Consider the following 26463-nt stretch of genomic DNA (forward strand, 5'->3'; position numbering starts at 1 on the left):
CGCGGCGCTCGCGCGCCGCGAAGCTAGGCCGTCGCGATGACCGCGATCGGATCGGTCGTCGGCAGCCCCGTGGGCGAGCCGCCGCGATCCTCGACCGTGACCGCGAGCGCGTCGCCCGGCTCGAAGCCCTGCGCGAGCACCGCGGTGCCGCCGTCGTCGCCCGTGCGCATGACGCCGAGCGAGATGGGCCGGTCGCCGCGCACGATCCACAGCTCGTAGTCGCGATCGGCGGGAGCGGCCTGCATGCCCTCGGCGACGAGGACCGCCTGCTGCGCCGAGTCCGACCAGTGCAGCGTCGCCTCGCCGCCGCCCTCGAGCGCGACCGTCGCCGTGCGCGCATCGCGGGCCGACTCCACCTGCTGCAGTGCGACGGACACCGGGTCCTGCGGTTCGAGGATGCCGCGCAGCGGCAGCGCGAGCGCCACGCCGAGCACCAGGGCGGCCGAGGCGGCGAGCGCGAACCATCCCGCACGGCGATACGAGCGGGTGACGGGGGCTTCGGCACGCTCGGCACGCTCGGCGTGTTCGAGCGGCTGCGGCTCGGACGGGGATGAGGAGCCCTCCGGCTCCGGACCAGCGGGCGCGGGCGGCGCTGCGCGCTCCGACGCGCCGAACTGGGGGGTGCGCGAGATCAGGTCGAGGATCGCGGCGCGTGCCGCCGCGGGGGGCGCCGCCTCCTCGGTCGCGGCTCCGAGGTCTGCGGCGGTCTCACGATCCTCGTCGACCACCGACTGCCACTCGGGATGATCCGCCAGCGCCGTCGAGAACGCCTGCTCCTGCTCGGGGGAGAGCGCGTGCAGCGCGCGCGCGGCGGAGAGCTCGCGGAATTCCTGCTCGTTCATCGCGTCGCCTCCAATGCAGTCCTGAGTCTGGTCAGTCCGTCTCGAATCCGTGTCTTGACGGTGCCGAGCGGGGCTCCGAGGAGCACCGAGATCTCGCTCTGGCTGTAGCCCCCGAAATACGCCAGCACGATGGCGTTGCGCTGGGCCTCGGGGAGCTCATCGAGCCCGCGCACCGCGCGACTCCCGTCGATCATGAGCTCCACCTCGTCGTCGATACCGGGCTGCGCGCGGGCCAGATCTCTCACTCCGGCGGTGAGATCCCGACGTCGTGAGGCCTGAGAAGCGCGGACCCGGTCGACGGCCCGGCGATGCGCGATCGTGAGGAGCCACGTACGGGCGCTGCCGCGATCCGGGTCGAACGAGGCCGCGGACTGCCAGGCCTCGAGGAAGACCTCCTGCAGGACCTCCTCACTCTGGGCGCGATCGACCAGCACGCGGAGGATCAGACCGAACACCCGAGCGGACAGCAGATCGTAGAGCGCGGCGAAGGCGCGCTGGTCGCCGTGCGCCGACAGCGCGAGCGCTTCGTCCGCGGGATCGGCGCTCGAGCCGTCATCCGCTATCTCGACTCCATCGATGACCATCGTGTCAAGCATGCCCCATCCACCTCCGTTCCGCCTCCGTCTCGTGCGTGCGAGTCTCTGCATCGCGGCTGCTCTCCGCGTCTACCCGAAGGTGAATGAGTACACCTGTACGCCCTTCGGCACCTGCACGTCGAGGGTGCCGGAGGAGGGGTCGTCGTCCTCGACCAGGCGGTACGAGCGCGGGGTGCCGTCGATCTCGACGGTGCGGGTGCCGCCGCCGTCGACGGCGACCTCGAGCGCGCCGCTCCCCGCGATCACCGCCCGGACCTCCTGCCCGCGGTACCGCAGGCGGATGTCGCCTCCGACGTCGTTCCGCGGGGTCGCGTACTGCGTCTCGACGGTCCACGCGCCGTCGAGCGCGAAGGTGTCGGGCTGCAGGCCTTCGGGGAACCTGAAGTCGCCGTCGCCCGCCCGGTACTCGCCGGGGCCGGCGAAGTTGCGATCCTTCGAGGAACCGAGGAAGGTCTCGGGCGTCGTGCTGCCGAGTTCGGGCGTCGCGTCGATGACGTCGGTCTCCGTCGGCAGCTGCTCGCCGGGATTCGCCGCCTCGAGCAGCTCGCGCATGAGCTTCTCGGTGGTCGCGTAGTTCCCCTCTCCGAAAGAGATGTGGCGCACGGTGCCCTCCGCGTCGATGAGATAGTGCGCGGGCCAGTACCGATTGCGGTAGTTGGTCCAGGTCGAAAGGCTGTTGTCCATCGCCACCGGGTACTCGATCCCGAAGTCCTCGATGCCGGACTCGACGTTCGACCGCTCCTTCTCGAACGCGTACTCGGGCGAGTGCACGCCGATCACGGTGAGTCCGTGGTCGCCGTAGGCCTGATCCCAGGCGACGACGTGCGGGATCGACCGCTGGCAGTTGATGCAGGAGTACGCCCAGAAGTCGATGAGCACGACCTGCCCCTCGAGCTGGTCGAGATCGAGCGCTTCGCCGTTCTCGGTGTTCAGCCACGTCTCGATCCCCCTGATCGAGGGGGCCTTGCCGCACGAGGCGAGCTCCTCGGCGCCGTTCGCGCACCGGTCGAGATCTCGGTTCTCGTCGGTGACGAGACCGCCGAGGTCGAGGGCGCTCTTGCCCGCGTCGCTCTCGGCCAGATCCTTCTGGATGCCCGAGGTGTAGTCGGGGAGCAGGCGCTGCAGCGCCTGCGGCACGTTGAAGGCGAGGCCGACGGCGAGCGCCACGAGCGCGACCCCGCCGACGATGCGGATGGTGCGCTCGCGCTTGCGGAAGCCGCGGATGCGCTGGGCGACGCCGCGGCCGGCGAGTGCGAAGACGAGCAGCGGGATCGCCACGCCGATGGCGAAGGAGAGCGTGAGCAGCACGGTCTCCGGGCCGATCCGACCCGTGGCGCCCGCGACGATGATCGCGGCGAGCACCGGGCCGGCGCAGGGCACGAACACGGTACCGAGCGCGAGGCCCATACCGAAGCCGTTGCCGCCCTCGCCGACCTTGCGGCGGGGCAGGCGCTGGAAGGGCTTCTCGAGCAGCTGCTCGAACCAGGGGAACAGCATGCCGACGCCGATGATCAGCAGCACCGCGACCCCCGCCCAGCGGATCGCGCTCGGGGGGATGCCCAGCAGCCCCAGCAGCACCGAGCCGAGCAGCGTCACCACCGAGAAGCTCAGCACGAGTCCGGCGATGATCCAGTACGGCCGGCTGCGCTTCGCCGGGATCACTTCGGGCACCTTGCCGGGCGCGGCCGGTTGTGCTCCCGCGGTCAAGAAGATGACCGGCAGCACCGGCAGAATGCACGGCGAGATGCCGGTGATCAGTCCGCCGAGCAGACCTATGAGCACGATATCCATGAGCGACCCTCCTGTTTGCCGAGTCATTCGGAGCGGAGCGCGGATCGGATGGGAGGGCCGGATCGCGCCGGCGCGATCCGGCGCCGGAGAGGGCCTTGGAACTTTCTCGACGAATATCCCATCCGATCTCGCGGCGGCTCCGAAGACAGTCACAAGCCGCGGGAATCTGCGGATCATCATCAGAGGAGGAATCATGTTCACGAAGAGGAAGACTCTCGCCGCCGCCTTCGCGCTGACGTTGGCCGGAGGCGCGATGCTGACCGGCTGCGCGATGGGGGCATCCACTGACGACGCCGCCGGCGACCAGACCGCGGATCAGTCCCAGGAGAGCGCACCCGGCAAGGACTCGGGTTCGTCGGACTCGTCGATGGAGTCCGCTGATCCCGCAGCGAACCTCGTCGGACCGGGGTGTGCGGCGTACGCCGAGGCCGTGCCCGAGGGCGACGGCTCGATTCAGGGCATGTCGCAGGATCCGGTCGCGGTCGCGGCCTCGAACAACCCGATGCTCACCACGCTCGTCGCCGCGGTCAGCGGTCAGCTGAACCCCGACGTGAACCTGGTCGACACGCTGAACGGCGATGAATTCACCGTCTTCGCCCCGGTCGACGATGCGTTCGGCAAGATCGACGCCGCCACCATCGACACGCTGAAGAGCGATAGCGACCTGCTCACCGAGATCCTGACCTACCACGTGATCCCCGGGCAGATCGAGCCGGCTGACATCGACGGGACTCACACCACCGTCGAGGGCCGTGACCTCGAGGTGACGGGCTCGGGCGACGCTCTCATGGTCAACGACGCCAAGGTCATCTGCGGCGGCGTGCAGACGGCGAACGCGACCGTCTACCTGGTCGATGGCGTGCTGATGCCCCCGGCCGAGTAATCACCCCGCGCCGGTGCGCCTCGCGACGCACCGGCGGTCTGCACGGCCGCTGTGCCCGTCGCTCGTACAGGAGCGACGGGCACAGCGGCCGTGTGCGCCTGTCCGGCACCGCGATCCGGCACCTGCTGAGACTCGCGGGACTCGTGGCCGCGGCCCCGGCCCCGGCCGGGCGTCTGATCGACGAGGGGCGATCCGTCCGAATGAGACGACGGTCGTGATCCTCGCCGGCTCAGGGCCTCTGGGGTGCAGGCCCCGGCGCCGTCAGCTGAGCCGGGACTTCGGCGCCATCGTGGAGGTGTGCTCGGGATCGTCGAACACGACGTCCCCGAGCGCGGCGTCGATCGCCGCGAGCGTGTCGGCGTCGAGCCGCACCCCTGAGGCCTTGACGGTCTCGGCGAGCTGCTCGGGGCGCGAGGCGCCGACGAGCGCCGAGGCCACGTTCGGATTCTGCAGCACCCAGGCGATCGCGAGCTGCGGCATCGTGAGGCCCGCCTCCTCGGCGATGGGCCGCAGCCGCTGCACGGCCTGGAGCACCTCGTCGCGCATGAAGGACTCGATGAACTTGGCGCCGCCCTGCGCATCGGTGGCGCGGGACCCCGCGGGAGCCGCCCCGCCCGGGTTGTACTTGCCCGACAGCACGCCCTGCGCCATGGGCGACCACACGATCTGCGAGATCCCGAGCTCCTGCGATGCGGGAACGACCCTGCCCTCGATGACGCGCCACAGCATCGAGTACTGGGGCTGGTTCGAGATGAGCTGCACGCCGAGATCCTTCGCCAGGGCGTGCCCCTCGCGCAGCTGCTCGGCCGTCCACTCCGAGACGCCGATGTAGAGGGCCTTGCCCTGGCGCACGATGTCGGCGAAGGCCCGGAAGGTCTCCTCCAGCGGGGTCTGGGAGTCGAAGCGGTGCGCCTGGTAGAGGTCGACGTAGTCGGTGCCGAGGCGGCGGAGCGACCCGTTGATGGAGTCCATGATGTGCTTGCGGCTGAGGCCGGTGTCGTTCGGGCCCTTGGGGCCGGTGGGGAAGTACACCTTCGTGAAGATCTCGAGGCTCTCGCGGCGCTGCCCGCTCAGCGCGCGACCGAGCACCTCCTCGGCCTGCAGATTGGCGTACGCGTCGGCCGTGTCGAAGGTGGTGATGCCCGCGTCGAGGGCGGCGTGCACGGTGGCGCTCGCCGCGTCGTCGTCGATCTGCGAGCCGTGGGTGATCCAGTTGCCGTACGTGATCTCCGAGACCTTGAATCCGCTGTTGCCGAGATACCTGTATGCGACCATGCTGTTTACACTAGCGGCGGGCGGTGACCGTGGCCAGGGTGTCGCGCGAGCGGCGCAGGGCGGCGCTGAACCCCGGGGATTCCGTGCCGTCCGCTCCCGTCGTCGAGCCGGAAGCCGTGCGGATCACCTGGAATCGCTGCGCGACTCCGTCGGCGCGATCCACGTCCACTCCGCGAACTTGGCCGTGCGGCCGTCGCCGCTCGAACGCCCGGTGAGGCGCCGCTTCACCCACGGCACCACGTGCTCGCGGGTGTAGTTCAGCTGCTCTCGGCGAGAGGGTCGCGGGATCGGCGCGGCCTCGATCGCCCAATCGGCGGGCACGGCGAGATCCAGCGCGCGCAGCACGTTCGCCGCCACGCGGCGATGCCCCACCGGGGCGAGGTGCAGCCGATCGCGCGACCAGTACTGCAGACCCGCGAGTTCGGGGTCGCTCCAGTTGTCGGCGAAGCGGATCCCGAGCCGCTCGGCGATGCCGCTCGCCAGCCGCACCAGCTCGTCGCCCTTGACCCGCACGCGGGCGCCGCCTGGGAGCCCCGCGGTGGGGTTGGCGCCGGCGAGCAGCAGCGGCTCGGCACCCGCGTCGCGAATCCGGATCAGCGCCCGCTCCGTCTCGGCGCTGATCCAGGCGAGATCGGTGCCGGGGCGCAGCATGTCGTTGCCGCCGCCGTTGAAACTGATGAGCGTCGGGCCGAGCGCGAGTGCCGGCTCCAGCTGCTCCGCGATGATCGGGGCGAGCAGCCGGCCCCGGATGGCGAGGTTCGCGTACTGCACGGGCTCGCCCGTCGCCTCGGCGATCCCCTGCGCGACGAGATCGGCCCAGCCGCGCACCGAGCCGTCGGGCTGCTCGTCGCCCACGCCCTCCGTGAAGCTGTCGCCGATCGCGACGTAGCGGATCCGCGCGCGTTGATCCTGATCCGGCGCCCGCCACTCGGCCGGATCCCGTACCGTCCGATCCTGCGCTGTCTGATGCGCTGCCTGATCCGCCGTTTGATCCCGCTGCTCGCCCTGCCCATCGTTCACCCGCCCAGCCTACGCCCGCTGCTGCAACCGCTGAGATCACCGGCATCTTCCCGAAGGGGAGTCGCGTTCTGCCGCTTCGCGCGCCCGCATGCGGCGGAACACGACTCCCACTTCGGGACTGGGAGCTGGGCTGGGGGCTGGGGGCCGGGGGCGGGCAGGAGAGCGGACGGCGGCTCGGTGCGACGGCGGCTCGGGATCCGTGTCGGCGATCCCGCCCGACACGCCCGGCTTGCGCAGACGCGAGTCCTGACGTAAAGTTGATCTTTGGCTGTGCGCCGTCCCAGTGCACAGACCGCGGGAGCCGCTCGGCTCGAGACCGGAATGACTCGTCAGGCCGGGGTTCCTGCAGACAAGAAATCTTGGGTGAGGCCGTCCGGTCTCACGGTATGAGAGGAAACACCATGGCAGCAGTGTGCCAGGTGACCGGCGCCGTTCCCGGCTTCGGTCACAACATCTCGCACTCGCACCGTCGCACCAAGCGTCGGTTCGATCCGAACATCCAGAAGAAGACCTACTACGTGCCGTCGCTCGGCCGCAAGGTGACCCTCACCCTGTCGGCCAAGGGCATCAAGGTGATCGATGCCCGCGGCATCGACTCCGTCGTGGCTGATCTGCAGAAGCGTGGGGTGAAGTTCTAATGGCGAAGGACAAGGACGTACGTCCGATCATCAAGCTCCGCTCGACGGCAGGCACCGGGTTCACCTACGTGACGAAGAAGAACCGTCGCAACACCCCTGACCGCCTCGTGCTCAAGAAGTACGATCCGGTGATCCGCAAGCACGTCGAGTTCCGAGAGGAGCGTTAATCATGGCGAAGAAGAGCATGATTGCGAAGAACAAGCAGCGTCAGGCGATCGTTGCCCGCTACGCGGAGAAGCGCCTGGAGCTGAAGAAGGCCCTCGTGGACCCCAACGGGACCGACGAGAGCCGCGAGGCCGCCCGCGTGGGCCTGCAGAAGCTGCCCCGCAACGCATCGCCGGTGCGCGTGCGCAGCCGCGACGTCATCGACGGCCGCCCCCGCGGTGTGCTGTCGAAGTACGGCGTCTCGCGTGTGCGTTTCCGCGACATGGCGCACCGCGGCGAGCTGCCCGGCATCACGAAGTCGTCCTGGTAAGCGCCAGCAGCGATTGCAAACGGGCGCGGATCCTTCGGGATCCGCGCCCGTTCTGCGTTTCCGGAGGATCCGGGCGCCCGTGCGGCCGCCGGGCCGGTGCCGATGACCGTGGGGCCATCGGATTGTCAACGATCGGACGGTGCTCTAACCTGTGACTATGACGGAATACAGCGTGGAGCCGATTCAGATGACCAGCGCTGCCGAGCTCGTCGCAGACCGCCTGCGCAAGCTCATCGTCACGGGAGCCCTGGCCGCCGGCGAGCCCCTGCGCGAGACGCAGCTCGCCAAGCGCCTCGCGATCTCGCGCAACTCGCTGCGAGAGGGCATCAGGCTGCTGGAGCAGAGCCGGCTCGTGAAGTACGAGCTGCACCGCGGCGCCGTGGTGAGCACGCCGTCCGTCGAGGATCTCACGGATGTGTTCCAGGCGCGGCGGCACATCGAGCTCGCCGCGGTGCGCGTCGTGGCGAGCGATAGGCAGCTCGCCGCCCTCGCCGAGGCCTGGGACCGGCTCGAGGAGTCCGCGGCGGAGCTGGCGCAGGACCAGATCATCGCCGCCGACCTCGCGCTGCACCAGGCGATCGTGGGCCTGCTCGAGTCGGAGCGGCTCTCCGCCTTCTACGATTCCCTCTGCAAGGAGCTCATCTTCTACTTCGCGGTGCTGTCCCACGCGGACGAGGAGTATCTGCATCCCCAGGAGCCGATCGTCGCCCGCCACCGCGAGATCGTCGACGCCATCGTGGCGCGTCGCACGGCCGAAGCGGAGGTGCTCGTGCTGCGGCACATCGATGAGAACGAATCACGATTGCGGGACATCCTGACCGCGGGTCCGGATGCGTCGGCCTGAGTGCGAGCGGGCGGTGCGGCGGGCCGATGGGCGGTGCATCACCCTCGCGAGCCGGGCCGCGGAAGGCGCACCGCCGCGACGGTAGACTGCACACACGCCGACGGATGAGGGAGTATGCGCGTGGGAGATGCGTCTGAGGAGATCGACCCGATCCGCGCGGAGTCGACGGCGAGCCTGATCGCCAGGCGCCTGCGCGAGGCCATCGCGCGGGGCCACTTCAAGCAGGGACAGCAGCTGATCGAGGCGGAGCTCTCGAAGCGGCTGCAGGTGAGTCGCGGGGTGCTGCGCGAGGCGATGCAGCGTCTGACGCAGGAGGGCCTGCTGGTGGGGCGGCCGAACCGGGGCGTCTTCGTCGCGGAGCTCGGGCGCGAGGAGATCTTCGACATCTACACGGCGCGACTGGCCATCGAGCGGGCGGCGTGCCTGAAGGTGATCGACGTCACCCACCGCACCGACGTGATGGCGGACGCGCTCGATCGGCTCAGCGACGTGCTCGAGGAGCGCGCGGCCTCGGGATCCGACGTCGATGAGGTGGTGCGGCTCGACATCGAATTCCACGAGCGCATGGTGGCCGAGGCGCACAGCCCGCGGCTCAACCGCATGTACGACACCCTCGCGACCGAATCCCGCATGTGCCTGTCGGCCTTCGAGAGCCGGGCCTATCCGGTGGCGGACCGGATCGTCGAGCACCGGGCGATCGCGCAGGCGATCCGGGATCGCGACGTGCCCCTGCTGCACCGGCTGCTCGCGGAGCACATGGACCACGCGGTCGAGATGATCCTGCACCGCTTCGCGGAGGAGCTCGACGAGTAGTCGGCCGCGGGATCCGCTGCCGGCCAGGCGCTGCCCGCCAGCGGCTGTCGGCTCACCGCCAGGCGCTGCCGGCTCCGGCTACGCGGACTCCGGCTCGGTGTAGGCGATCACGCTGATCTCGACGGGAGCGCCGTCGGGCAGCGAGGCGACGCCGACGGCGGCGCGCGCGTGCCGGCCGGCCTCGCCGAAGAGCTCGATGAGGGCGTCCGATGCGCCGTCCGCGACCCAGGGGTGCCGCGTGAACGCGGGGTCCGAGGCGATGAACACCGTGACCGAGACGATGTGCGAGAGTCGCCGCAGGTCGCCGAGGTGGTGGGCGAGCGCCGAAACCGCGTTGAGCGCGGCCTCGCGCGCGAGGCCACGGGCGTCTTCGGGCCGGACGTCGTGCACGGCGTTCCCGACTCGACCGCGCAGGCGCAGCTCCCCGCCGACGTGCGGGGTCTGGCCCGCGACGTGGAGGAAGCCGGTGGTCTCGCGCACCGGTGTGTAGTTCGCCGCGGGCGGCGGCGGAGGCGGCAGGAGGGCGGTGATCCGTTCGATCTGCTGGTCGGTGAGGGGCACGGTGCTTCCTCCTGAGAACATAAAGGTTTAGAATGTCGACAATCCAACAATAACAGTGCAGTGCCGGGTGGAGGGGGACGACGTGAAATCGAGCGCAGGGATACCGGAGGGGCCGAAGCGCCGGCTCGCGGTCGGTGTCGTGGCACCCTTCGACCTGGAGCTCGATGCCGAGCTGTGGCGCTGGCTGCCCGATGGCGTGGATCTGCTGATGACGCGAACCCCCTACGTGGACGACGCGGTGACGGTGGAGTTCGCGCTCGAGATCTCCGATGAGGCCGATCTGCAGTCCGGGGTGCGCAGCGTCATCGCGGGCCGCGCCGACACGGTCGTGTACGCCTGCACCTCGGCGAGCTTCGTGCGCGGACGCGCGGGCGAGGCGGCCCTTCGCGATGCGATGCTGCGGGCGGGCGCCCGAGCGGCTCTCACGACATCCGGGGCGATCGTCGAGGCGCTCGGCGCATTGGGCGCGAGGCGAGTCTCGGTGGCCACCCCGTATCTGCCCGAGCTCTCGGCGTATCTCGACGGGTTCCTGGGCGAGCACGGGGTCGAGGTGCTGCGGCACGACGCGCTCGGCCTGGATCACGAGATATGGGAGGTCGACTACGCGCGCACGGCCGAGCTCATCCGGGCGGTGGATCACCCGGACGCCGAGGCCATCGTCGTGAGCTGCACGAACCTGCCGAGTTACGATCTCATCGCCCCGCTCGAGCGCGAGCTCGGCAAGCCGATCGTCTCGGCGAATCAGGCGACCATGTGGGCGGTGCTGCGCGAGCTCGGCCTCGCCGCGGTGGGCCCCGGCCAGCACCTGATCGGAGCGTAGTCGGACGGCCGGGCATCCGCTGATGGCCATGTCGTCGACGGCGTCGGGCGAAGACCGCGGCGCCGGCGGTGCGGGCCGCGCGTTCGCCCTGCTCACGGCGACGGTGTCCGTTGCGATCGCGGTCTTCTTCTCCCTGTACTCGCTGCTGCCGGTGACGCGATCGGAGTCGCCCGAACTCGGCAGCCTCTTCGTCGGCGCGCTGATGGCCTGCGTCATGGGTGTGCAGGTCTTCGCGCCGCTGCTGGTGAGGCGCTTCTCGCTGCGGTACGTGCTCATGGGGTCGCTGCTGCTGCTCGGAGCGGGAGCCCTCGTGACGGGGCTGGCGACGGGTGCGGCGTCCCTGCTGCTCGGTGCGCTTCTGAGCGGCTCCGGGTTCGGGGTGCTGGTGGTCGTCGGCACGCACGGTGTGGCGCTGCTGGTGCCGCAGTCGGGCCTCGGGCGCGCGCTCGGGGTGTACGGTCTCGTGACGATGAGCGCCTCGGCCTTCGGGTCGCCGCTCGGGGTGCAGATCGCCCTCGTGCGGTCGCCCGCGGTCTTCGGCATCTGCGCCGTCGTCGCCTGCGCCGGGGCGGCGGTTCTGGCGATCGGGCTTCCCGCGGCAGTGGGGCGCACGGGCGGATCGCCCGGGGCCGATCGTGCCGGGCGGTCGATCGCGGGCGGGGCCTCGGGCGGACTCCGATCCCTTCTGGCCGGAGTGCCCTGGCTCGTGCTCTGCCTCCTGCTGGTGGGCGTGCTCGTGCTCTCGCACGGTCTGACGAGCCTTCCCGTGCTCGCGTCGAGCTTCGGCAGCGCTGCGGCGGTGATCTTCTGCGTGCAGTTGGGCTGCGCGGCGGGGCGCGGGATCGGCGGCGATCTGGGGCGGTGGATTCCACCGGGCGGCGTGTGGGCCGTGGCGGCGGCGCCGGCCGGGATCGGGGGCGTGCTCGGCATGCTGCTGCCGGAATTCGCCGCGGGGCTGCTCTGGGCGCTGCTGCTCGGGGTGGGGGCCGGCGCGGTGCAGACGGTGACGCTGCACGCGGTGCTGCGTCGGGTGGAGGCCGGCCGCGCCTCCGTGGTGTGGAATCTCGCGGTGGACGGCGGGCTCTGGGTCGGCGGTGTGCTGTGGGGCCTGGCCCTCACCTACGGCTTCGTCGGAGGTGCGGTGGTCGGCGCCTCCGTCGCTGTTCTGGCGCTCGCAGCGGTGCTCGCCTTCGGTGCTGCTCGAGGCTCGTCACGGTGACGTTACGACCGCGGCGAGGCTCTTGACGCCCGCGAGCATTCCTGTCATATTGTCCTCGGGTGGGATTGTCCTACAGTTCATCAATAATCGGTGGAAGCGGCGATCCTCCTCCTGTCCCAACGACGAGACATCCGATTGGAGTCGAGATATGACCCCCAAGCACTTCACGCGCACCCGACGAATGGCCACCGCGGTGATCGGCGGCGTCTTCGCCGCGGCTCTGCTGGCCTCCTGCACCGCGACCACGCCGGGCGAGGGCCCGAACACCGGCGGCTCCGCCGCGGGCGAGGACACGCTGGCGAGGGCGCTCAGCGACGGCTACCTGCGCGTGGCGATCGCGAACGAGCCGCCCTACACCCAGGTGAACGCCGACGGCACGGTCACGGGCGCCGAGCCGGACGTGCTGCGCGCCGTGCTGCAGAGCATGGGCATCGAGGAGATCGAGGGTGTCACCACCCCGTACGAGTCGATGATCCCCGGCCTCGACGCGAACCGCTGGGACGTCGTCGCGGCCGGCCTGTTCATGAAGGAGTCGCGCTGCGCGGCCGTCGCCTACTCCGAGCCGGTCATCGTGTCGACCGAGTCGTTCGGCGTGCCGGCCGGCAACCCGGACGGCATCAACACGATCCAGGACGTGCTCGACAACCCCGATCTCAAGATCGCCGTGCTCACCGGCGGCTTCGAGGAGGGCATCCTGAAGACCGCCGGTGTGCCCGACGCGCAGCAGGTGCTCGTCAAGGACGCCCGCAGCGGCATCGAGGCGATCGGGGCGAACCGCGCCGACGCGTTCCTGCTCCCGACGCTGTCGCTGCGCGACCTCATCGATGAGAACGACCCCAACCTCGAGGTCACGGAGCCGATCGAGGACGCACCGCGGACCGGATCCGGCGCCGCGTTCCGCAAGTCGGACACCGAGCTGCTCGCGGCCTACAACGAGGCGCTCGCCGAGTTCAAGCAGACCGACGAGTTCTCCGAGATCCTGACCGAGTGGGGCTTCGATCCCGAGGCCGTGGAGGGCGTCACCGCCGAAGAGCTCTGCCAGAACGAGGGCTGATGCGCGGCTCGTCCGCGACTTCGGAGTAATCCAATGGATTCAGTCATCGAGTACTCGGGACTCCTTCTGGAGGGTCTCGGGGTCACCGTGATGGTGACCGTGCTCGGAGCAGCCCTGACCATCGCGGTGGCGTTCGCCGCCGGGTTGGCGGGGCTCTCCCGGCACTGGTTCCTCCGCTGGCCCTCCTTCGTGTTCGTCGAGTTCATCCGAGGATCGGGCCTGCTCGTGCAGATGTTCTGGTTCTTCTTCGCGCTGCCGTTCCTCGGCATTCAGCTGCACCCCGTGCTCGCGGGTGTGCTGGCGCTGGGACTCAACGAGGGCGCCTACGCGGCCGAGGTCGTGCGCGGTACCATCCGGTCGCGCCCGAAGGGCCAGACCGAGGCCGCGATCGCGCTCGGCATGAGTCGCACGCAGCGCCTGTGGCGGATCCTCATCCCGCAGTCGGTGCCCGCCATGCTCCCGTCGTTCGGCAACGTGATGGTGGATCTGCTGAAGAACACCTCCCTGGTGTCGCTCGTCACCGTCGGCGATCTCACGTGGCGCGCCTTCAACGCGCGCACCGTCACCGGAGCGACGGTCGAGATCTTCCTCACGATCCTGGTGGCGTACTACATCCTCTCCCTCATCATCGGAAGGATCACCCGGATGCTCGAGAACCGCTTCGCGCTCGACCGCAAGGCGAAGCTGCGGGCCAGGCGCGAGGCCCGGATGGGGGTGGGTGCGCGATGATCTGGGACAACGACTTTGTCGTCTCCATCATGCCGCAGCTCCTGCGCGGCTTCTGGCTCACGATCCAGATCACCTTCTTCGGGTTCCTCATCAGCCTGGCGGTGGGGCTGCTCGTCGCGATCCTGCGGTATCTCCGCATCCCGGTGATCTCGCACCTCGCGAGCTTCTACGTGTCGTTCGTGCGCGGTACGCCGCTGCTCGTGCAGGCCTACATCGCCTACTTCGTGCTGCCGTACGCCGGTCTCGCGTTCGATCCGCTGCCCACCGGCATCGTGGTGCTCGGGCTCAACTACAGCGCCTACACGGCCGAGGTCTACCGCTCGGGCATCGAGCAGCTGCCGCGGGGGCAGTGGGAGGCCGGCAAGGCGCTCGGGCTGCCGCGCGGTCGCATGTGGCTGCGCATCGTCGTGCCGCAGGCGATCCGCCCGATCATCCCCGTACTCGGCAACTACCTCATCATGATGTTCAAGGACTCGGCGATCCTCTCGTCGATCACCCTCCTCGAGCTCATGGGCACCGCGATGCAGATCGGCAGCAACTACTACCGCTATCTCGAGCCGATCACGATCGCCGGGCTGCTGTACCTCGTGGTCAGCTTCTCCTGTTCAATGCTCATCCGACGTCTGGAGCACCGCCTTGTCCCCTCACACTGACATACTCAAAACCCTCAACAACCCGGACGACGATGTGGACGTCGCCATCTCCTTCGAGAACGTGACGAAGTCGTGGGGTGAGAACCACGTGCTGCGCAGTCTCGACTTCGAGGTGAAGCCGGGGGAGAAGGTGTCGATCATCGGCCCCTCGGGATCGGGCAAGACCACGATCCTGCGGGTGCTCATGACGCTCGAGACGCCCGATGTCGGCCTCGTCACCGTCGGCGGCGACGTGCTCTGGAACGTGCGCAAGGGCGATAAGCCCCGGGAGACGAAGCAGACGATCGAGACGCGCAAGAAGATCGGCATGGTCTTCCAGCAGTTCAACCTGTTCCCGCACATGACGGTGCTCGAGAACGTCATCGAGGCGCCGATCCACGTGCGCGGCATGAAGAAGCCCGAGGCGGTCGAGCGGGCGACCGAGCTGCTCGAGCTCGTGGGTCTGCAGAACCACATGGGGCACATTCCGCCCCAGCTCTCGGGAGGCCAGCAGCAGCGGGCCGCGATCGCCCGCGCGCTCGCGATGCAGCCCGAGGTGATGCTGCTCGACGAGCCGACGAGCGCGCTCGATCCGGAGCTCATCGGCGAGGTGCAGAACGTGATCCGCCGTCTCGCGACCACCACCAACATGACCATGCTCATGGTCACGCACGAGATGCGCTTCGCGCGTGAGATCTCGGATCGTGTGGTGATGTTCGACAAGGGCCAGGTGGTCGAGCAGGGGCCGCCCTCGCAGATCTTCGAGAACCCGGAATCGGAGCGCACGCGCCAGTTCCTCGACGCGGTGATCGGGCACTGACCGCTCCGCGTCGATACGGGCGCGGCAAGCGGGGGCGGATCGGCGCAGTGCCGATCCGCCCCCGCTTCGCTCTGCCCGCCCGCCTGATCGGCGTCGCGCGGCGCGCGCTCTACGCGCGCTCGTACCGCAGCGTCTCGCCGGCGACCCCGTTCATCCAGAGGTCCTGGCAGGCCGCGGCGAACTCAGCGAAGCCCTCCTCGATCTCGGCGAAGACGTTGCCGGGCACCCAGCCCTTGTCGCCGTTGATGAGCAGGTTGTTGCGGCCGTAGAAGACGGCGAGGTCGACGATGCTCTTGCCCGTGTCGCCCCCCTCGCCCTCGCGGTACCCGTACCCGGGGTTGCCGAGCTCCGTCTCGGAGAAGCTGAAGTAGCAGACGTCGCGGGGGATCGGCGTGATTGTGGTGTTCTCGGGTCCGGGCTCGGCCGGAGCGAAGGCCGGCACGAGGTTGTAGATCTCGTTGCGGGCGTACTTGCCGTGGTAGACCTGGCCCTCCTGAGGCAGCGCGTCCCAGACCGCGGCGGCGGTGCGGGGGGCCTCGTCGTCGAGCAGGCGGGCGCGGCAGGACACGCCTCGCTTGACGAGAGTGATGGTGATGTAGCGGGTCATGAGGGCACTCCTTCGTGATCGGTCGGTCTCATCAGTATGCCCCGCTCAAGAGGATTGTCAACAATCCGAATGTGGGATAGGCTGACTGTGACTTCACCCACGAGGCTCGTTCTCGAGCCGAGAAGCCCGACACCATCACCGACGACGATGTGCGGAAGGACGCGAATGGCCACGATCGGTTTCCTCTACCCCGGATACGGCGCGGAGGACGACTACCCGTATATGCAGACGCTCGTACCCGATCCGGTATCGCTCGAGCTCGTGCACACCTCGGTGGGAGTCGATGCTCACGAGGTCGATGCGCTGCTCGATCTCGGCCGCAGCGAGCGGCTGCTCGAGGGCGCCGAGGCGCTGCGTGCGAAGTCGCCCGACTCGATCATCTGGGCCTGCACCTCCGGCAGCTTCGTGTTCGGGCTCGACGGGGCGAAGCGTCAGGCCGACGAGGTCGGAGCGGCGCTCGGCATTCCCGCCTCATCCACCTCCCTCGCATTCGTCGACGCGATCCGCCACCTCGGCATCACGCGCGTCGCGATCGCGGCGACCTACCCCGAGGACGTCTCGGTGCACTTCCGCGGACTGCTCGAGAACGCGGGGATCACCGTGCTCTCGCTCGTGAGCCACGACATCGAGACGGCGGCGCTCGCCGGCGAGCTCGACGACGACGGAGTGGTGGAACTCGCCCGCAGCAACAACCCCGACGACGCCGAAGCGGTGCTGCTGCCCGATACCGCGATGCACACCGCCCGTCTCATCCCCAGGCTCGAGGCGACGCTCGGCAAGCCGGTGCTGACCGCGAACCAGGTCACGCTCTGGCAGGGTCTTCGGCTCGCCGGAGCACTCGCGCCCATCGCCGGGATGGGCGCCCTCTTCGAAACGCGACACGGATAAGCTCATCGAAATGCAAAGGAGCATCGAACTATGAGTACGACAACCCAGGCCCTGAGACGCGAGCCCGACAAGGCGACGCTTCGCAAGGCGATCGCCGCCTCGGCCATCGGCAACGCGACCGAGTGGTTCGACTACGGCGTCTACGCCGTCGCGGTCACCTACATCACGATCAACTTCTTCCCCTCCGAGACCGGCACCGGTACCGTGTGGGCGCTCGCCACATTCGCGCTGTCCTTCCTCGTGCGCCCGCTGGGCGGCATGTTCTGGGGCCCGCTGGGCGATAAGTTCGGCCGCAAGAAGGTGCTCGCGCTCACGATCCTCCTGATGGCGGGTGCCACCTTCGCGGTCGGGATCCTCCCCACCTTCGATCAGATCGGCGTCCTCGCGCCGGCGCTGCTGATCCTCCTGCGCATGGTGCAGGGCTTCTCCACCGGCGGCGAGTACGGCGGCGCGGCGACCTTCATGGCCGAGTACGCGCCCGACAAGAAGCGCGGCTTCTACGGCAGCTTCCTCGAGTTCGGAACGCTCGGCGGGTTCGCGCTCGGGGCGCTGATCGTGCTCGCGGCGACGCTCGGCCTCGGCCAGGAGACCATGGCCGAGTGGGGCTGGCGGATCCCGTTCCTCATCGCCGGCCCGATGGGCCTGATCGGCCTCTACCTCCGCAGCAAGATCGAGGACACCCCGGTGTTCCAGGAGCAGGAGGAGGCCGCCGCCAAGGCCGAGAAGGAGAACAAGCGCGGCGTCTGGCGCGAGCTGTTCACCCACTACCGCAAGGCGATGCTCATCATGGCGGGCCTCGTCATCGCCCTGAACGTGGTCAACTACACGCTGCTCAGCTACATGCCGACCTATCTCGAGCACTCCATCAACCTCTCGCCCGAGACCTCGCTCATGGTGGTGCTGATCGGATACCTCGGCATGATGTGCCTGGTGCCGTTCTTCGGCTCGCTTTCGGATCGGGTCGGGCGCAAACCGCTGTGGATCTTCTCGCTCGTGAGCCTGATGGTCCTCGTGATCCCGCTGTACATGCTCATGGGGCAGGGCTTCGGCTGGGCGATCGTGGCATTCGTCGTACTCGGCCTCCTGTACATTCCGCAGCTCGCCACGATCTCGGCCACGTTCCCGGCGTTCTTCCCGACGCACGTGCGCTACGCGGGCTTCGCGATCACCTACAACGTCGCGACCGCCCTCTTCGGCGGCACCGCGCCGATGGCGAACGAGGCGCTCATCGAGTCGACGGGCTTCCGGCTCATGCCGGCCGTCTACATGATCGTGGCGTGCGCGATCGGTCTCATCGCGGCGCTGATGATGAAGGAGACGAGCGGCGTGTCGATCCGCACGCAGCCCGTCTCGATCGTCGCTGCCGGCGAGCGCATCAAGGCTCCCGGCGAGTAACGACGCGTGAACACGGCGACGCGGCGGACGCGGGCTCGGCCCGCGCCCGCCGCGCGCTTGTCGCAGTGAACGGAGGGACCTCATGATCGTCGATCTGCTCCTCGAGAACGCTCGCGTGCTCACTCAGGACGAGCGGATGCCGAGGGCCTCCGCACTCGCCGCGCTGGGCGGGCGCATCGTCGCGGTCGGTGACGACTGCGCCGGCCTGAGCGCGGCGCGACGCATCGACGTCGATGGCGCGATCGTGGCACCCGGCTTCAACGACGCGCACGCGCACTCGGTGTGGTTCGGGCACACGCTGCTCGAGGTGGATCTCGCCTCCTGCGCGGGACTCGACGACCTCTATCTTCGCGTCGAGCGAGCGGCCGTCGGCCTCCCCGCCGGAGAGTGGCTCGTCGCCTCCGGCTACAACCAGATGGACACCGGCGGAGCCTACCCGGATGCCGACCGCCTCGACGCCGCGGCGGGCGGACGGCCGGTGTGGATCAAGCACACCTCGGGGCACTCCTGCTTCCTGAGCAGACGCGCCGTCGAGTCGCTCGGCATCACCGGTACCGAGCGCTTCGACGGCGGCTCCGTGGTGTGCGACGAGACCGGGCGGCCCACGGGTCTTCTCGAGGAGACCGCCATGGCGCTCGTGCAGGAGCGCATGCTGCCGGCGCCGCAGCAGCAGATCGTGGCGGCCCTGGAGGCCGCGACCGCGCGCTACGCCGCCGAAGGGCTGACGAGCGTCACCGACGCGGGCATCGGCGGCGGGTGGATCGGGCACAGCGCGCAGGAGTTCGGCGCGTATCAGGCGGCGCTCGAGGCGGGTGCGCTGCGCACGAGGATGCAGCCGATGCTGGTCTCGGATGTGCTCGGCGATGTACCGCTCAGCGCGGACGGTCGCCGCTTCCGCGGCCTGCCCGGAGGGTTGCGCAGCGGCCTCGGCGACGCGCGACTGCAGCTCGGCCCGGTGAAGATATTCCTCGATGGCTCGATCCTCGGCAATACCGCGCGCATGTCGCAGGGCTATCACAACTGCCCGGCGAATCACGGGTACTTCCAGGGCGACGTCGACGAGATGCGCCGGCGCGCGCTCGACGCGGGCCGGGCCGGCTGGGCGCTCGCGATGCACGCGGTGGGCGACGAGGCGGTGGGGCTCGCGATCGACGTGCTCGAGCAGCTGCGCGCCGAGGGGGTGCGGCCGCCGCTGCCGCACCGCATCGAGCACGGCGGCGTCGTGACCGACGCGCAGCTCTCGGCGCTCTCGGCGCTCGGCACCTCGATCGTCGCGCAGCCCTACTTCATGCGCGTGTACGGGGACGGGTTCCGGGACTACATCGGCGACGCGCGTGCGGAGCAGTCCTTCCGCCTGGGCAGCCTGCTGCGGCACGGCCTCCCGGTCGCCGGGAGCTCGGACCGTCCGGTCGCCGAGGGCAGGCCCCTCGCGGTGATGCAGGCTGCTGTGGAGCGCCTCACCGCCCACGACTGGGTCTACGGGCCCGACGAGCGGCTCACGGCCGAGCAGGCGCTGCACGCGTACACGGCCGGCTCGGCCGCCGTGACCGGCTGGGGCGCCGAGAAGGGGCGGTTGGCGCCGGGGTATCTGGCCGATCTCGTGCTGCTCGGCGACGACCCGACCCGGGTCGACGCCTCGCGGATCGGGGACGTCGCAGTGCTCGCCACCGTGCTCGGCGGCGAGGCGACCCACGACCCGAGCGGGATGCTGGACGGCGGATCGGAGGACGGATGAGCGCGAACGAATCGGGTGCCGGCGCTGGGCGGCGTGCCGGAGCCGAGACCGGTGCTGGAGTCGAGACCGGTGCCGGATCGGGTGCCGGTGCTGGATCGGGGGCCGGCAGCGGCTCGGCCGCGCGGCCGCTCGGCACCGCGGTCGTCACGGGCGGCACGTCCGGGATCGGCCTCGCGATCGCCCGCGGCCTCGTGGAACGCGGCTTCGGCGTCGTGGTGACGGCGAGGCGGGCGCCGGACGATCCGCTCCCCGAGCACATCAGGTGCGTCGAGGTGGATCACGCGCTTCCCGGGGCCGAGGACCGCCTCGCGGAGCAGCTCGACGCGCGGTTCGGCCCGCTCACCGCGCTCGTGAACAGCGTGGGGCGCCGGCACAACGACCTCATCGGCGACCTCGATCGCGACACCCTGCTCGAGACGATGTCGCTCAACGTCGTCTCGCACATGCTGCTCACCCAGCGGCTCGTGCCGCTGTTCGCAGGTGGGGCCGGCGCGGGCGGTGGGGCAGGTACGGCCGGCGCGGGGAACGGAGGCGGCGCCGTCGTGAACATCAGCTCGCGGCTGGCGCGCGTCGGCATGCCGGGGGTGAGCGGATACGCGGCGACGAAGGGCGCGCTGAACTCGTTCACGGTGGCCGCCGCGGTCGAGCTCGCGCCGCTCGGAATCCGCGTGAACGCCGTCGCGCCGGGCATGACGAGGACCCCGCTCATCGACGCGTGGCTGGGCGAGCAGCCCGACGCCGTCGCCGCGGAGGCGGAGGTGACCGGGCGGATCCCGCTCGCGCGGCTCGCGGCACCGGACGACGTGGCGGGCGCGGTCGTGTTCCTCGCCTCGCCGGAGTCGAGCTACATCACCGGCGCCGTGCTCCCCGTCGACGGCGGCTACACGATCGGGTGATCCGCCGCCGCTCCCCGATGCTCGATGCCGCCGGCGCGGGGCGCACGACTCGTCTGCGCCCACGCCGCCTCGAGCGCGCTGAGGCACGCGGAGATGGCGGGGGAGCGTTCGGTGCCGCGCCTGATCAGCGTGATGTGCTTGCGGTGCATGTCCGCCGGGAAGACCGGCACCGGCGAGATGGTGCCGGCGAGTCCCTCGGCGGTGCTGGCCGGGAGGAAGGCCGCTGCGACCCCCTGCTCGAGCAGGCGGCGGTGCACGTAGGGGTCGGGCGACTCGAAGCGCACCCGCGGCTCGAACCCGGCGGCGCGGCACATGCCGAGACTCCAGCGGAAGGAGTCGGACGCGCGGGGTTCCATCGCCCAGGGCGTCTCGGCCGGATCGGTGGCACCCGCGGGCAGGTAGGCCCGGATCGGCTCGCTCCCGAGGGGCGAGAGCCGCAGGCCGGGAGCGGGCGGGAGCGGGTATCCCGGGTACTCGTCCGCGACGGCGATGTCGGCGCGGCGCGCGAGCAGACGGTCGATGGCGGCCTCGGGGTCGAGCTGCACGAACTCGAACGTCAACGCCGGCGCGATGGTGCGGAGGTGGCGCGTGACCGCGGCGAGCATGCCGATGGCGAAGGTGTGGAACGCGACGAGGCGCACCGTGCCGCTCAGCGCCTCGCGGGGAGATGCCAGCTCGCCCTCGGCGCGTTCGAGCACCGCGAGGATCTCCTCGGTGCGGGCGACGAGGCGTTCGGCCGCCGCGGTGAGGCGCACGCCGCGCCCCTCGCTCTCGAGCAGCGGCACACCGCACTCGCGCTCGAGCCGGCTCAGGCGCTGGGAGATGTTCGAGGGGCTCACCTCGAGCGAGGCCGCGGCCGCGGTGAGGCTGCCGCGGAGCGCGACCTCGCGCAGCAGCACGAGCTTGTTGGTGTCGAGCATGCGGCCCCCGAACATTAATGAATGATGAACGGTATTGATGATACCGGTGGCTCGGAATGAATGATTGCGGTGCCCTACGGTGGAGATAGGCAGGTGCGGGCGCCCGAGACGCGCCCGGTGGATACGGCAACGAGACGGGGAGGGACAGATGACGGCAGAGGTGCTGCAGGTCGCCGAATTGGATCGGCGACTCGTCGCGGTTCGGGACGCGATGCGCGAGAGGGGCTTTGACGGCCTGGTGGTCGCCGATCCCGCGAACATCTTCTATCTCACGGGGTACAACGCCTGGTCGTTCTACACCCCGCAGGTCTTCTACGTGCCGCTCGAGGGGGCCCCGGTGCTCGCGATGCGCGAGATGGACGCGCTCGGCGCCCACCGCACCGCGATCCGCTACGGCGACGACGTGCTCGGGTACCCCGAGGCGCTCGTGCACCGTCCCGACACGCACCCGATGAAGTGGGTCGCCGAGCAGCTGCGCGAGCGCGGCTACGCCGGCGGGCGCGGAGCGGCGGGCGCTTCGCTGCGCATCGGTTTCGAGGGAGACGCGCACTTCTTCGCCGTGCGCTCGTATCTCGCGCTGCGCGACGGTCTGCCGGAGTGGGATCTGGTCGAGAGCGGCGAGCTCGTGAACTGGGTGCGTCTCGTGAAGTCCGACTTCGAGATCGCGCAGATGCGCAAGGCCGGCCGCGTGGCGAGCGAGGCGATGGATCGCGCGGTCGCCGCGATCGCCGAGGGCCGGCCGCTCAACGAACTCGCAGCGGAGGTCATGGCCGCGCAGGCCCGCGGCGCGGCCGCGGTCGACGGCGCCGACGCCGTCGACGGCGACTACCCCGCCATCGTGCCGATGTTCATGTACGGCGAGGGCGCCGATACTCCGCACCTCACCTGGACCGCGGAGCGCATGGCCGCGAACGAGGCCGTTTCGATCGAGCTCACCGGGGTGCACCATCGCTACCACGCGCCGCTCGCGCGCACGGTCTCTCTCGGCAGGCCGACACCCGAGCTCGAGCGCCTCGCGGGAGCGACCGTCGAGGGCCTGAACGCCGCGCTCGACGCGCTCCGGCCGGGGAACACCTCGGCCGATGTGCACGCCGCCTTCGATCGGGTGCTGCGCCGGTACGACCTCGAGAAGAAGTCGCGTCTCGGCTACTCGATCGGGGTGGGGTTTCCGCCCGACTGGGGCGAGCGCACGGTGAGTCTGCGTGCCGACGACCGCACCGAGCTGCAGGAGAACATGACGTTCCATCTCATCGCCGGCATGTGGATGACGGGGTACGGCTTCGAGGCGTCGGAGTCGGCGCGCGTCGCACCCGGCGGCGCCGACGTCTTCACGAGCGCGCCGCGCCGCCTCATCGTGAAGGAGGTCTGATCATGGCTGCGAAGACACTCGCGCCGCAGTTCGCCGATCGGGCGGATCTGCTCATCGGCTCGGTCATCGACGCGTCGACGGCGCTGCTCGCCGAGCAGGAGCACGACATCGTGCGCTTCGCGATGGGGGCGCCGAGCGAGGACCTCATGCCGATGGCCGAGATCGACGAGGCGTTCTCGCGCGCTGCCGAGGGGCGCTACGACTACGGCGAGACCCAGGGCGAGCCGGTGCTGCGCGAGCAGATCCTCCGGCTCGGCGAGCGTCTCGGCGTGCCGACCGACGACGAGCGCATCCTCGTCACCAACGGCGGCATGCAGGGCCTCGACATCGCCTTCAAGCTGTTCGTCGATCCCGGCGATCTCGTCGTGGCCGAGGCGCCGACGTACAGCAACGGCAACGCCACCGCGCTGAGCTACGGCGCCGAGATGCTGCCGGTGCCGATGGACGACGACGGCATGGTGGTCGAGGCGCTGCCCGATCTCGTCGCCGCCGCGGGCCGGACGCCGCGCGCGATCTACACGATCCCGAACTTCCAGAACCCGACGGGGGTCACGCTCAGCCGGGAGCGACGCGAGCTGCTGCTCGAGCTGGCCGAGCGCTGGGGCGCAGTGGTCATCGATGACGATCCCTACGGGATGCTCCGCTTCGGCGGCGACGCCGTGCCCGGATTCGCCGAGATCGCCCCGCGGCACCCACTGGTGTTCCAGGTGCGCACCTTCTCGAAGACCATCGCACCGGGCCTGCGCACCGGCTGGATCGACGTCGACCCGGCGGTGCGCGAGCTCGCGATCAACGCGAAGCAGGCCATGGACACCTGCAGCAGCGTGCCCGTGCAGCGCGCGGCGGCGAGCTTCCTCGAGGCAGGGCATCTCGAACGCCACATCGACCGCATGCTGCCCATCTACCGGGAGCGGAAGGAGGCGATGCGGGCGTCGCTCGCGCGCCACTTCGGCGACACCGCGGTCTCGACCGACCCCGAGGGGGGCTTCTTCCTCTGGGTGACCTTCACCGGCGAGCTGGCGGAGATCGACACCGAGGATCTCTTCCCCGAAGCGCTGGCAGAGGGCGTCGCCTACATCCCGGGCCCGGCGTTCACCGTCGACGGATCGATGCGCAACGCGCTGCGCCTGTGCTTCGCCACGTCGAGCCCCGAGCGCATCGAAGAGGGCGTGGCGAGGCTCGCGCGGGCGATCCAGCGCACCCGCCCCGGCCATCGCGCCCGGGGAGGCGCGCGATGACCGCCGCCGGCGCGGCCCTCGAGCAGGAGGCGCTCGCGCGCATCGACGAGCAGCGCATCGTCGACGACACCTGCGAACTCATCCGGGGGCGCGGTGAGAACCCCGGTGAGACGGAGGCCGAGACGGTGCGCCGGCTGCGCGGCATGTGCGAGCGGATCGGCGCGACCGTCGTCACCCAGGAGTTCGAGCCCGGACGCGAGAACCTCCGGGCCGTGCTCGGGCCGGAGGACGGCCCCGCGATCCTCTTCCTCGGTCACAGCGACGTCGTGCCCGCGGGCGAGGGGTGGACCGCCGACCCCTTCGAGCCGCGCATCGCCGACGGATGCATCGTGGGCCGCGGCGCGACGGACATGAAGGGCGGTCTCGCGGCCGTGCTCGCGGCGATGCGCGCGGTGCACCTCGTGGCGCCCGAGCTGCGACTCGAGCTGCTGTGCACCGGCGACGAGGAGGACCGGGCTCAGGGCGTGCTCGCGGCGCTCGGCGCAGCCGAGGCTCTCGACCGTGCGGGGTCTCCGCGCGAGTATCTCGCGTGCGTCGTCGCGGAGCCCACCGACCTCGACACGGTGGTCGGCTGCCGCGGCGCGAGCAACTTCCTCATCGAGTGCCTCGGGGCCTCGGCGCACGCCGGCCGCCCCGAGGACGGCGCGAGCTCGATCTACGCGGCGAGCCGCGTCATCGAGCTCGTGCGCCGTGAGCACCTCGCCGACGCGGCGGGCGAGCGCGACCCGCTGCTCGGCGGACCCACGTGGAACGTCGGCACCATCGCCGGCGGCAGCGGCACCTCGATGGTGCCGCGCCAGACCGTCCTCACCGTCGACCGTCGCACGATGCCCGGAGAGGATCCGCGGGTGGTGCTCGCCGGCCTGCTCGGGCGGGTGCGCGCGGACATCGCGGGCTGCGGGATCCCGGGCGCCGAGCGCATCGAGGTGCGCGGCGAGGTCGACATGGAGATGCCGGGCTTCCGCACGGATCCGGAGTCGGCGCTCGTGACCGTGGCGGCCGCGGCCGTCGCCGAGCTCGGCGGCGAAGGGCGCGTCACGGGGTGGACCGCGGCGTGCGAGGGCGGCTTCATCGCCGCATTCCACGGCGCACCGACGATCATCCTCGGCCCGGGCGACATCAACTATCAGGCGCACCAGCCCGACGAGAGCGTGCGCATCGATCACCTGGTGCTCGCCGCGCGCGCCTACGCGCTCATCGCGCTCAGGCTCGCGGGCGGTGCGGGCGATGAGAGCGGCGGCCCGGGTGCGATCGCAGAGGCGGTTGCCGACGCGGATACGGAGAAGGAGCAGGTATGACGAATCAGAGGGTGGCCGTCGTCACCGGAGCGACCTCGGGCATCGGCGTGGTGATCGCGCAGCAGCTGGTCGACAGCGGCTTCGCGGTGGCCGTGGTCGGCCGCTCCGCGGAGCGGGGTGCTGCGGTCGTGGCCGATCTCGGCGCGCAGGCCAGGTTCTTCGCGGCGGATCTCAGCGCTCCAGGCGCGAGCGCCGAGCTGACCGAGCGGGTCGTCGCCGAGATGGGCCGCATCGATGTGCTGGTGAACAACGCGGCGATCGACCACACGAACGATCTGCTCGAGGTGGGCGAGGAGGAGATCCGCACGACGTTCGAGACCAATACCTTCGGCACCATGAATCTGCTCATCGCCGCGGCTCGGCGAATGCGCGAGCACGGCGATGGGGGCGCGATCATCAACATCACCTCGCGCCTCGCGAGCATCGGGGTGCCGACGATGGGCATCTACAGCGCCTCGAAGGGCGCGATCCTCGCGTTCACCAAGGCGGCGGCGATCGATCTGGCTCCGTTCAACATCCGCGTGAACGCGGTGGCGCCGGGCATGACGCGCACGCCGCTCTACCAGGAGTGGCTCGAGGGGCTGCCCGATCCGGAAGGCGAGGCCGAGCGCGTCGCCGCGGCGATCCCGATGGGGCGGATCGCCGAGCCGGAGGACGTCGCGGCCGTCGTGAAGTTCCTGGCCTCCGACGAGGCGGCGTATCTCACCGGGGTGTCGGTCCCGGTCGAGGGCGGGTATCTCGCGAAGTAGGCGGTGGCGGATCGGCTGAGGCGGATCCGCCCTGCCGGCGGCCTCCGCGCCCGCCACGCGATCGCCGCTGCTCGTCTCGCCCCGGTGCGAAGTGCGAGTCGCTGAGAGGTTCCGCCAATAGGCCTTCGTGTCCGCCGATTGAGCGAGCCGTAGGCGAGTCGAAATCAAGGGTTTCGACTCACTTCGTTCGCTCAACCGGCTGCCTCTTGGCGGAGCCTCTTAGTGCCGCTTCCCGTCGAGGGGAAGCGGCACTGTGCGAGTCGCACGTATCGTGCCGCGCGGGAGGGGGCGATGATGGTGGATAAAATTGTAGGACAACGCTACAATCGAACGAACCAAGCTTTATCGAGAGGGGA

28 protein-coding genes are annotated in these 26463 nt (G+C 70.2%); 20 read left to right on the top strand and 8 right to left on the bottom strand.

Going from position 1 to position 26463, the window contains the following annotated elements:
* Positions 1–23: 23 nt before the first annotated feature.
* From AMS65_RS05800 to AMS65_RS05810, 3 genes are all read right to left on the bottom strand, one after another.
* A complete protein-coding gene (locus AMS65_RS05800; RefSeq protein ID WP_053383189.1) occupies positions 24–842 on the bottom strand; it encodes an anti-sigma factor in 819 nt (272 codons plus the stop codon).
* Positions 839–1438 (bottom strand): ECF RNA polymerase sigma factor SigK, encoded by a 600-nt coding sequence (sigK, locus tag AMS65_RS05805; RefSeq protein ID WP_241489352.1) that lies wholly within the window; start codon positions 1436–1438, stop codon positions 839–841. The genes AMS65_RS05800 and sigK overlap by 4 nt, the downstream gene beginning before the upstream one ends.
* A 69-nt stretch (positions 1439–1507) precedes the next feature.
* Complete coding sequence (locus AMS65_RS05810; protein WP_053383190.1) at positions 1508–3229, bottom strand: cytochrome c biogenesis protein CcdA; 1722 nt, start codon at positions 3227–3229, stop codon at positions 1508–1510.
* A 193-nt stretch (positions 3230–3422) separates the two neighbouring features.
* Between AMS65_RS05810 and AMS65_RS05815 the strand changes: the two genes are divergently transcribed.
* Positions 3423–4112 carry a fasciclin domain-containing protein gene (locus tag AMS65_RS05815; RefSeq protein ID WP_053383191.1) on the top strand — a complete coding sequence of 230 codons (690 nt, stop codon included), beginning with the start codon at positions 3423–3425 and terminating at the stop codon, positions 4110–4112.
* A gap of 261 nt (positions 4113–4373) precedes the next feature.
* Here AMS65_RS05815 and AMS65_RS05820 read toward each other — a convergent pair whose 3' ends face one another.
* Both AMS65_RS05820 and AMS65_RS05825 read right to left on the bottom strand, forming a co-directional pair.
* Complete coding sequence (locus AMS65_RS05820) at positions 4374–5387, bottom strand: aldo/keto reductase family protein (protein WP_053383192.1); 1014 nt, start codon at positions 5385–5387, stop codon at positions 4374–4376.
* 123 nt (positions 5388–5510) lie between these two features.
* On the bottom strand, positions 5511–6281 hold the full coding sequence (locus AMS65_RS05825; protein ID WP_053383371.1) for an SGNH/GDSL hydrolase family protein: 771 nt from the start codon (positions 6279–6281) through the stop codon (positions 5511–5513).
* 527 nt (positions 6282–6808) lie between these two features.
* Between AMS65_RS05825 and rpmB the strand changes: the two genes are divergently transcribed.
* From rpmB to AMS65_RS05850, 5 genes are all read left to right on the top strand, one after another.
* Positions 6809–7045 carry a 50S ribosomal protein L28 gene (rpmB, locus tag AMS65_RS05830; protein WP_053383193.1) on the top strand — a complete coding sequence of 79 codons (237 nt, stop codon included), beginning with the start codon at positions 6809–6811 and terminating at the stop codon, positions 7043–7045.
* Positions 7045–7212, top strand: coding sequence for a 50S ribosomal protein L33 (gene rpmG, locus AMS65_RS05835; protein WP_017884003.1), 168 nt, complete (start codon positions 7045–7047; stop codon positions 7210–7212). Before rpmB ends, rpmG begins: the two co-directional genes overlap by 1 nt.
* Positions 7213–7214: 2 nt before the next feature.
* A complete protein-coding gene (rpsN, locus tag AMS65_RS05840) occupies positions 7215–7520 on the top strand; it encodes a 30S ribosomal protein S14 (RefSeq protein ID WP_053383194.1) in 306 nt (101 codons plus the stop codon).
* A gap of 157 nt (positions 7521–7677) precedes the next feature.
* A complete protein-coding gene (locus AMS65_RS05845) occupies positions 7678–8364 on the top strand; it encodes a GntR family transcriptional regulator (RefSeq protein ID WP_053383195.1) in 687 nt (228 codons plus the stop codon).
* A 120-nt stretch (positions 8365–8484) separates the two neighbouring features.
* Entirely contained in the window at positions 8485–9177 is a 693-nt protein-coding gene (locus AMS65_RS05850; RefSeq protein ID WP_241489353.1) for a GntR family transcriptional regulator, read from the top strand.
* A 78-nt stretch (positions 9178–9255) separates the two neighbouring features.
* On the opposite strand, the gene AMS65_RS05855 is transcribed toward AMS65_RS05850, so the two are convergent.
* A complete protein-coding gene (locus AMS65_RS05855; protein WP_206541966.1) occupies positions 9256–9738 on the bottom strand; it encodes a RidA family protein in 483 nt (160 codons plus the stop codon).
* Between the two features lie 82 nt (positions 9739–9820).
* Here AMS65_RS05855 and AMS65_RS05860 point away from each other — a divergent pair, with 82 nt between their 5' ends.
* The 6 genes from AMS65_RS05860 to ehuA all read left to right on the top strand — a co-directional run bounded on the left by AMS65_RS05860 (position 9821) and on the right by ehuA (position 15012).
* A complete protein-coding gene (locus AMS65_RS05860) occupies positions 9821–10558 on the top strand; it encodes a maleate cis-trans isomerase family protein (RefSeq protein ID WP_053383373.1) in 738 nt (245 codons plus the stop codon).
* A gap of 28 nt (positions 10559–10586) precedes the next feature.
* Positions 10587–11777, top strand: a complete 1191-nt coding sequence (locus AMS65_RS05865) for an MFS transporter (RefSeq protein ID WP_053383197.1) — start codon at positions 10587–10589, stop codon at positions 11775–11777.
* A 148-nt stretch (positions 11778–11925) separates the two neighbouring features.
* The gene (gene ehuB, locus AMS65_RS05870; protein ID WP_053383198.1) at positions 11926–12831 is read left to right on the top strand and encodes an ectoine/hydroxyectoine ABC transporter substrate-binding protein EhuB; all 906 of its coding nucleotides are present in this window, start codon (positions 11926–11928) and stop codon (positions 12829–12831) included.
* A 33-nt stretch (positions 12832–12864) separates the two neighbouring features.
* A complete protein-coding gene (ehuC, locus tag AMS65_RS05875) occupies positions 12865–13560 on the top strand; it encodes an ectoine/hydroxyectoine ABC transporter permease subunit EhuC (RefSeq protein WP_053383199.1) in 696 nt (231 codons plus the stop codon).
* Complete coding sequence (gene ehuD, locus AMS65_RS05880; protein WP_053383200.1) at positions 13557–14213, top strand: ectoine/hydroxyectoine ABC transporter permease subunit EhuD; 657 nt, start codon at positions 13557–13559, stop codon at positions 14211–14213. Before ehuC ends, ehuD begins: the two co-directional genes overlap by 4 nt.
* Complete coding sequence (gene ehuA / locus AMS65_RS05885) at positions 14197–15012, top strand: ectoine/hydroxyectoine ABC transporter ATP-binding protein EhuA (protein ID WP_083451509.1); 816 nt, start codon at positions 14197–14199, stop codon at positions 15010–15012. Before ehuD ends, ehuA begins: the two co-directional genes overlap by 17 nt.
* Positions 15013–15121: 109 nt before the next feature.
* Here ehuA and AMS65_RS05890 read toward each other — a convergent pair whose 3' ends face one another.
* A complete protein-coding gene (locus tag AMS65_RS05890; RefSeq protein ID WP_053383202.1) occupies positions 15122–15619 on the bottom strand; it encodes a DUF3830 family protein in 498 nt (165 codons plus the stop codon).
* Between the two features lie 165 nt (positions 15620–15784).
* Here AMS65_RS05890 and AMS65_RS05895 point away from each other — a divergent pair, with 165 nt between their 5' ends.
* From AMS65_RS05895 to AMS65_RS05910, 4 genes are all read left to right on the top strand, one after another.
* Complete coding sequence (locus AMS65_RS05895) at positions 15785–16507, top strand: maleate cis-trans isomerase family protein (protein ID WP_053383203.1); 723 nt, start codon at positions 15785–15787, stop codon at positions 16505–16507.
* A 30-nt stretch (positions 16508–16537) separates the two neighbouring features.
* Positions 16538–17902, top strand: a complete 1365-nt coding sequence (locus AMS65_RS05900; RefSeq protein WP_053383204.1) for an MFS transporter — start codon at positions 16538–16540, stop codon at positions 17900–17902.
* A gap of 82 nt (positions 17903–17984) precedes the next feature.
* Positions 17985–19637 (top strand): amidohydrolase, encoded by a 1653-nt coding sequence (locus tag AMS65_RS05905; protein WP_053383205.1) that lies wholly within the window; start codon positions 17985–17987, stop codon positions 19635–19637.
* A complete protein-coding gene (locus AMS65_RS05910; protein WP_053383206.1) occupies positions 19634–20533 on the top strand; it encodes an SDR family NAD(P)-dependent oxidoreductase in 900 nt (299 codons plus the stop codon). Before AMS65_RS05905 ends, AMS65_RS05910 begins: the two co-directional genes overlap by 4 nt.
* Here AMS65_RS05910 and AMS65_RS05915 read toward each other — a convergent pair.
* Complete coding sequence (locus AMS65_RS05915; protein WP_053383207.1) at positions 20518–21468, bottom strand: LysR family transcriptional regulator; 951 nt, start codon at positions 21466–21468, stop codon at positions 20518–20520. The genes AMS65_RS05910 and AMS65_RS05915 overlap by 16 nt on opposite strands.
* A gap of 133 nt (positions 21469–21601) precedes the next feature.
* On the opposite strand from AMS65_RS05915, the gene AMS65_RS05920 reads away from it, so the two are divergent.
* The 4 genes from AMS65_RS05920 to AMS65_RS05935 are packed head-to-tail and all read left to right on the top strand — an operon-like array spanning position 21602 to position 26107.
* The gene (locus AMS65_RS05920) at positions 21602–22822 is read left to right on the top strand and encodes a M24 family metallopeptidase (protein ID WP_053383208.1); all 1221 of its coding nucleotides are present in this window, start codon (positions 21602–21604) and stop codon (positions 22820–22822) included.
* A gap of 2 nt (positions 22823–22824) precedes the next feature.
* Positions 22825–24060 (top strand): aminotransferase-like domain-containing protein, encoded by a 1236-nt coding sequence (locus AMS65_RS05925; protein WP_053383209.1) that lies wholly within the window; start codon positions 22825–22827, stop codon positions 24058–24060.
* Positions 24057–25358 (top strand): M20 family metallopeptidase, encoded by a 1302-nt coding sequence (locus AMS65_RS05930; RefSeq protein WP_075200860.1) that lies wholly within the window; start codon positions 24057–24059, stop codon positions 25356–25358. Before AMS65_RS05925 ends, AMS65_RS05930 begins: the two co-directional genes overlap by 4 nt.
* On the top strand, positions 25355–26107 hold the full coding sequence (locus AMS65_RS05935; RefSeq protein WP_053383210.1) for an SDR family NAD(P)-dependent oxidoreductase: 753 nt from the start codon (positions 25355–25357) through the stop codon (positions 26105–26107). The genes AMS65_RS05930 and AMS65_RS05935 overlap by 4 nt, the downstream gene beginning before the upstream one ends.
* The last annotated feature ends 356 nt before the right edge of the window (positions 26108–26463 follow it).

The organism is Leucobacter celer subsp. astrifaciens (genome assembly GCF_001273835.1).
Lineage (GTDB): Bacteria > Actinomycetota > Actinomycetes > Actinomycetales > Microbacteriaceae > Leucobacter > Leucobacter celer.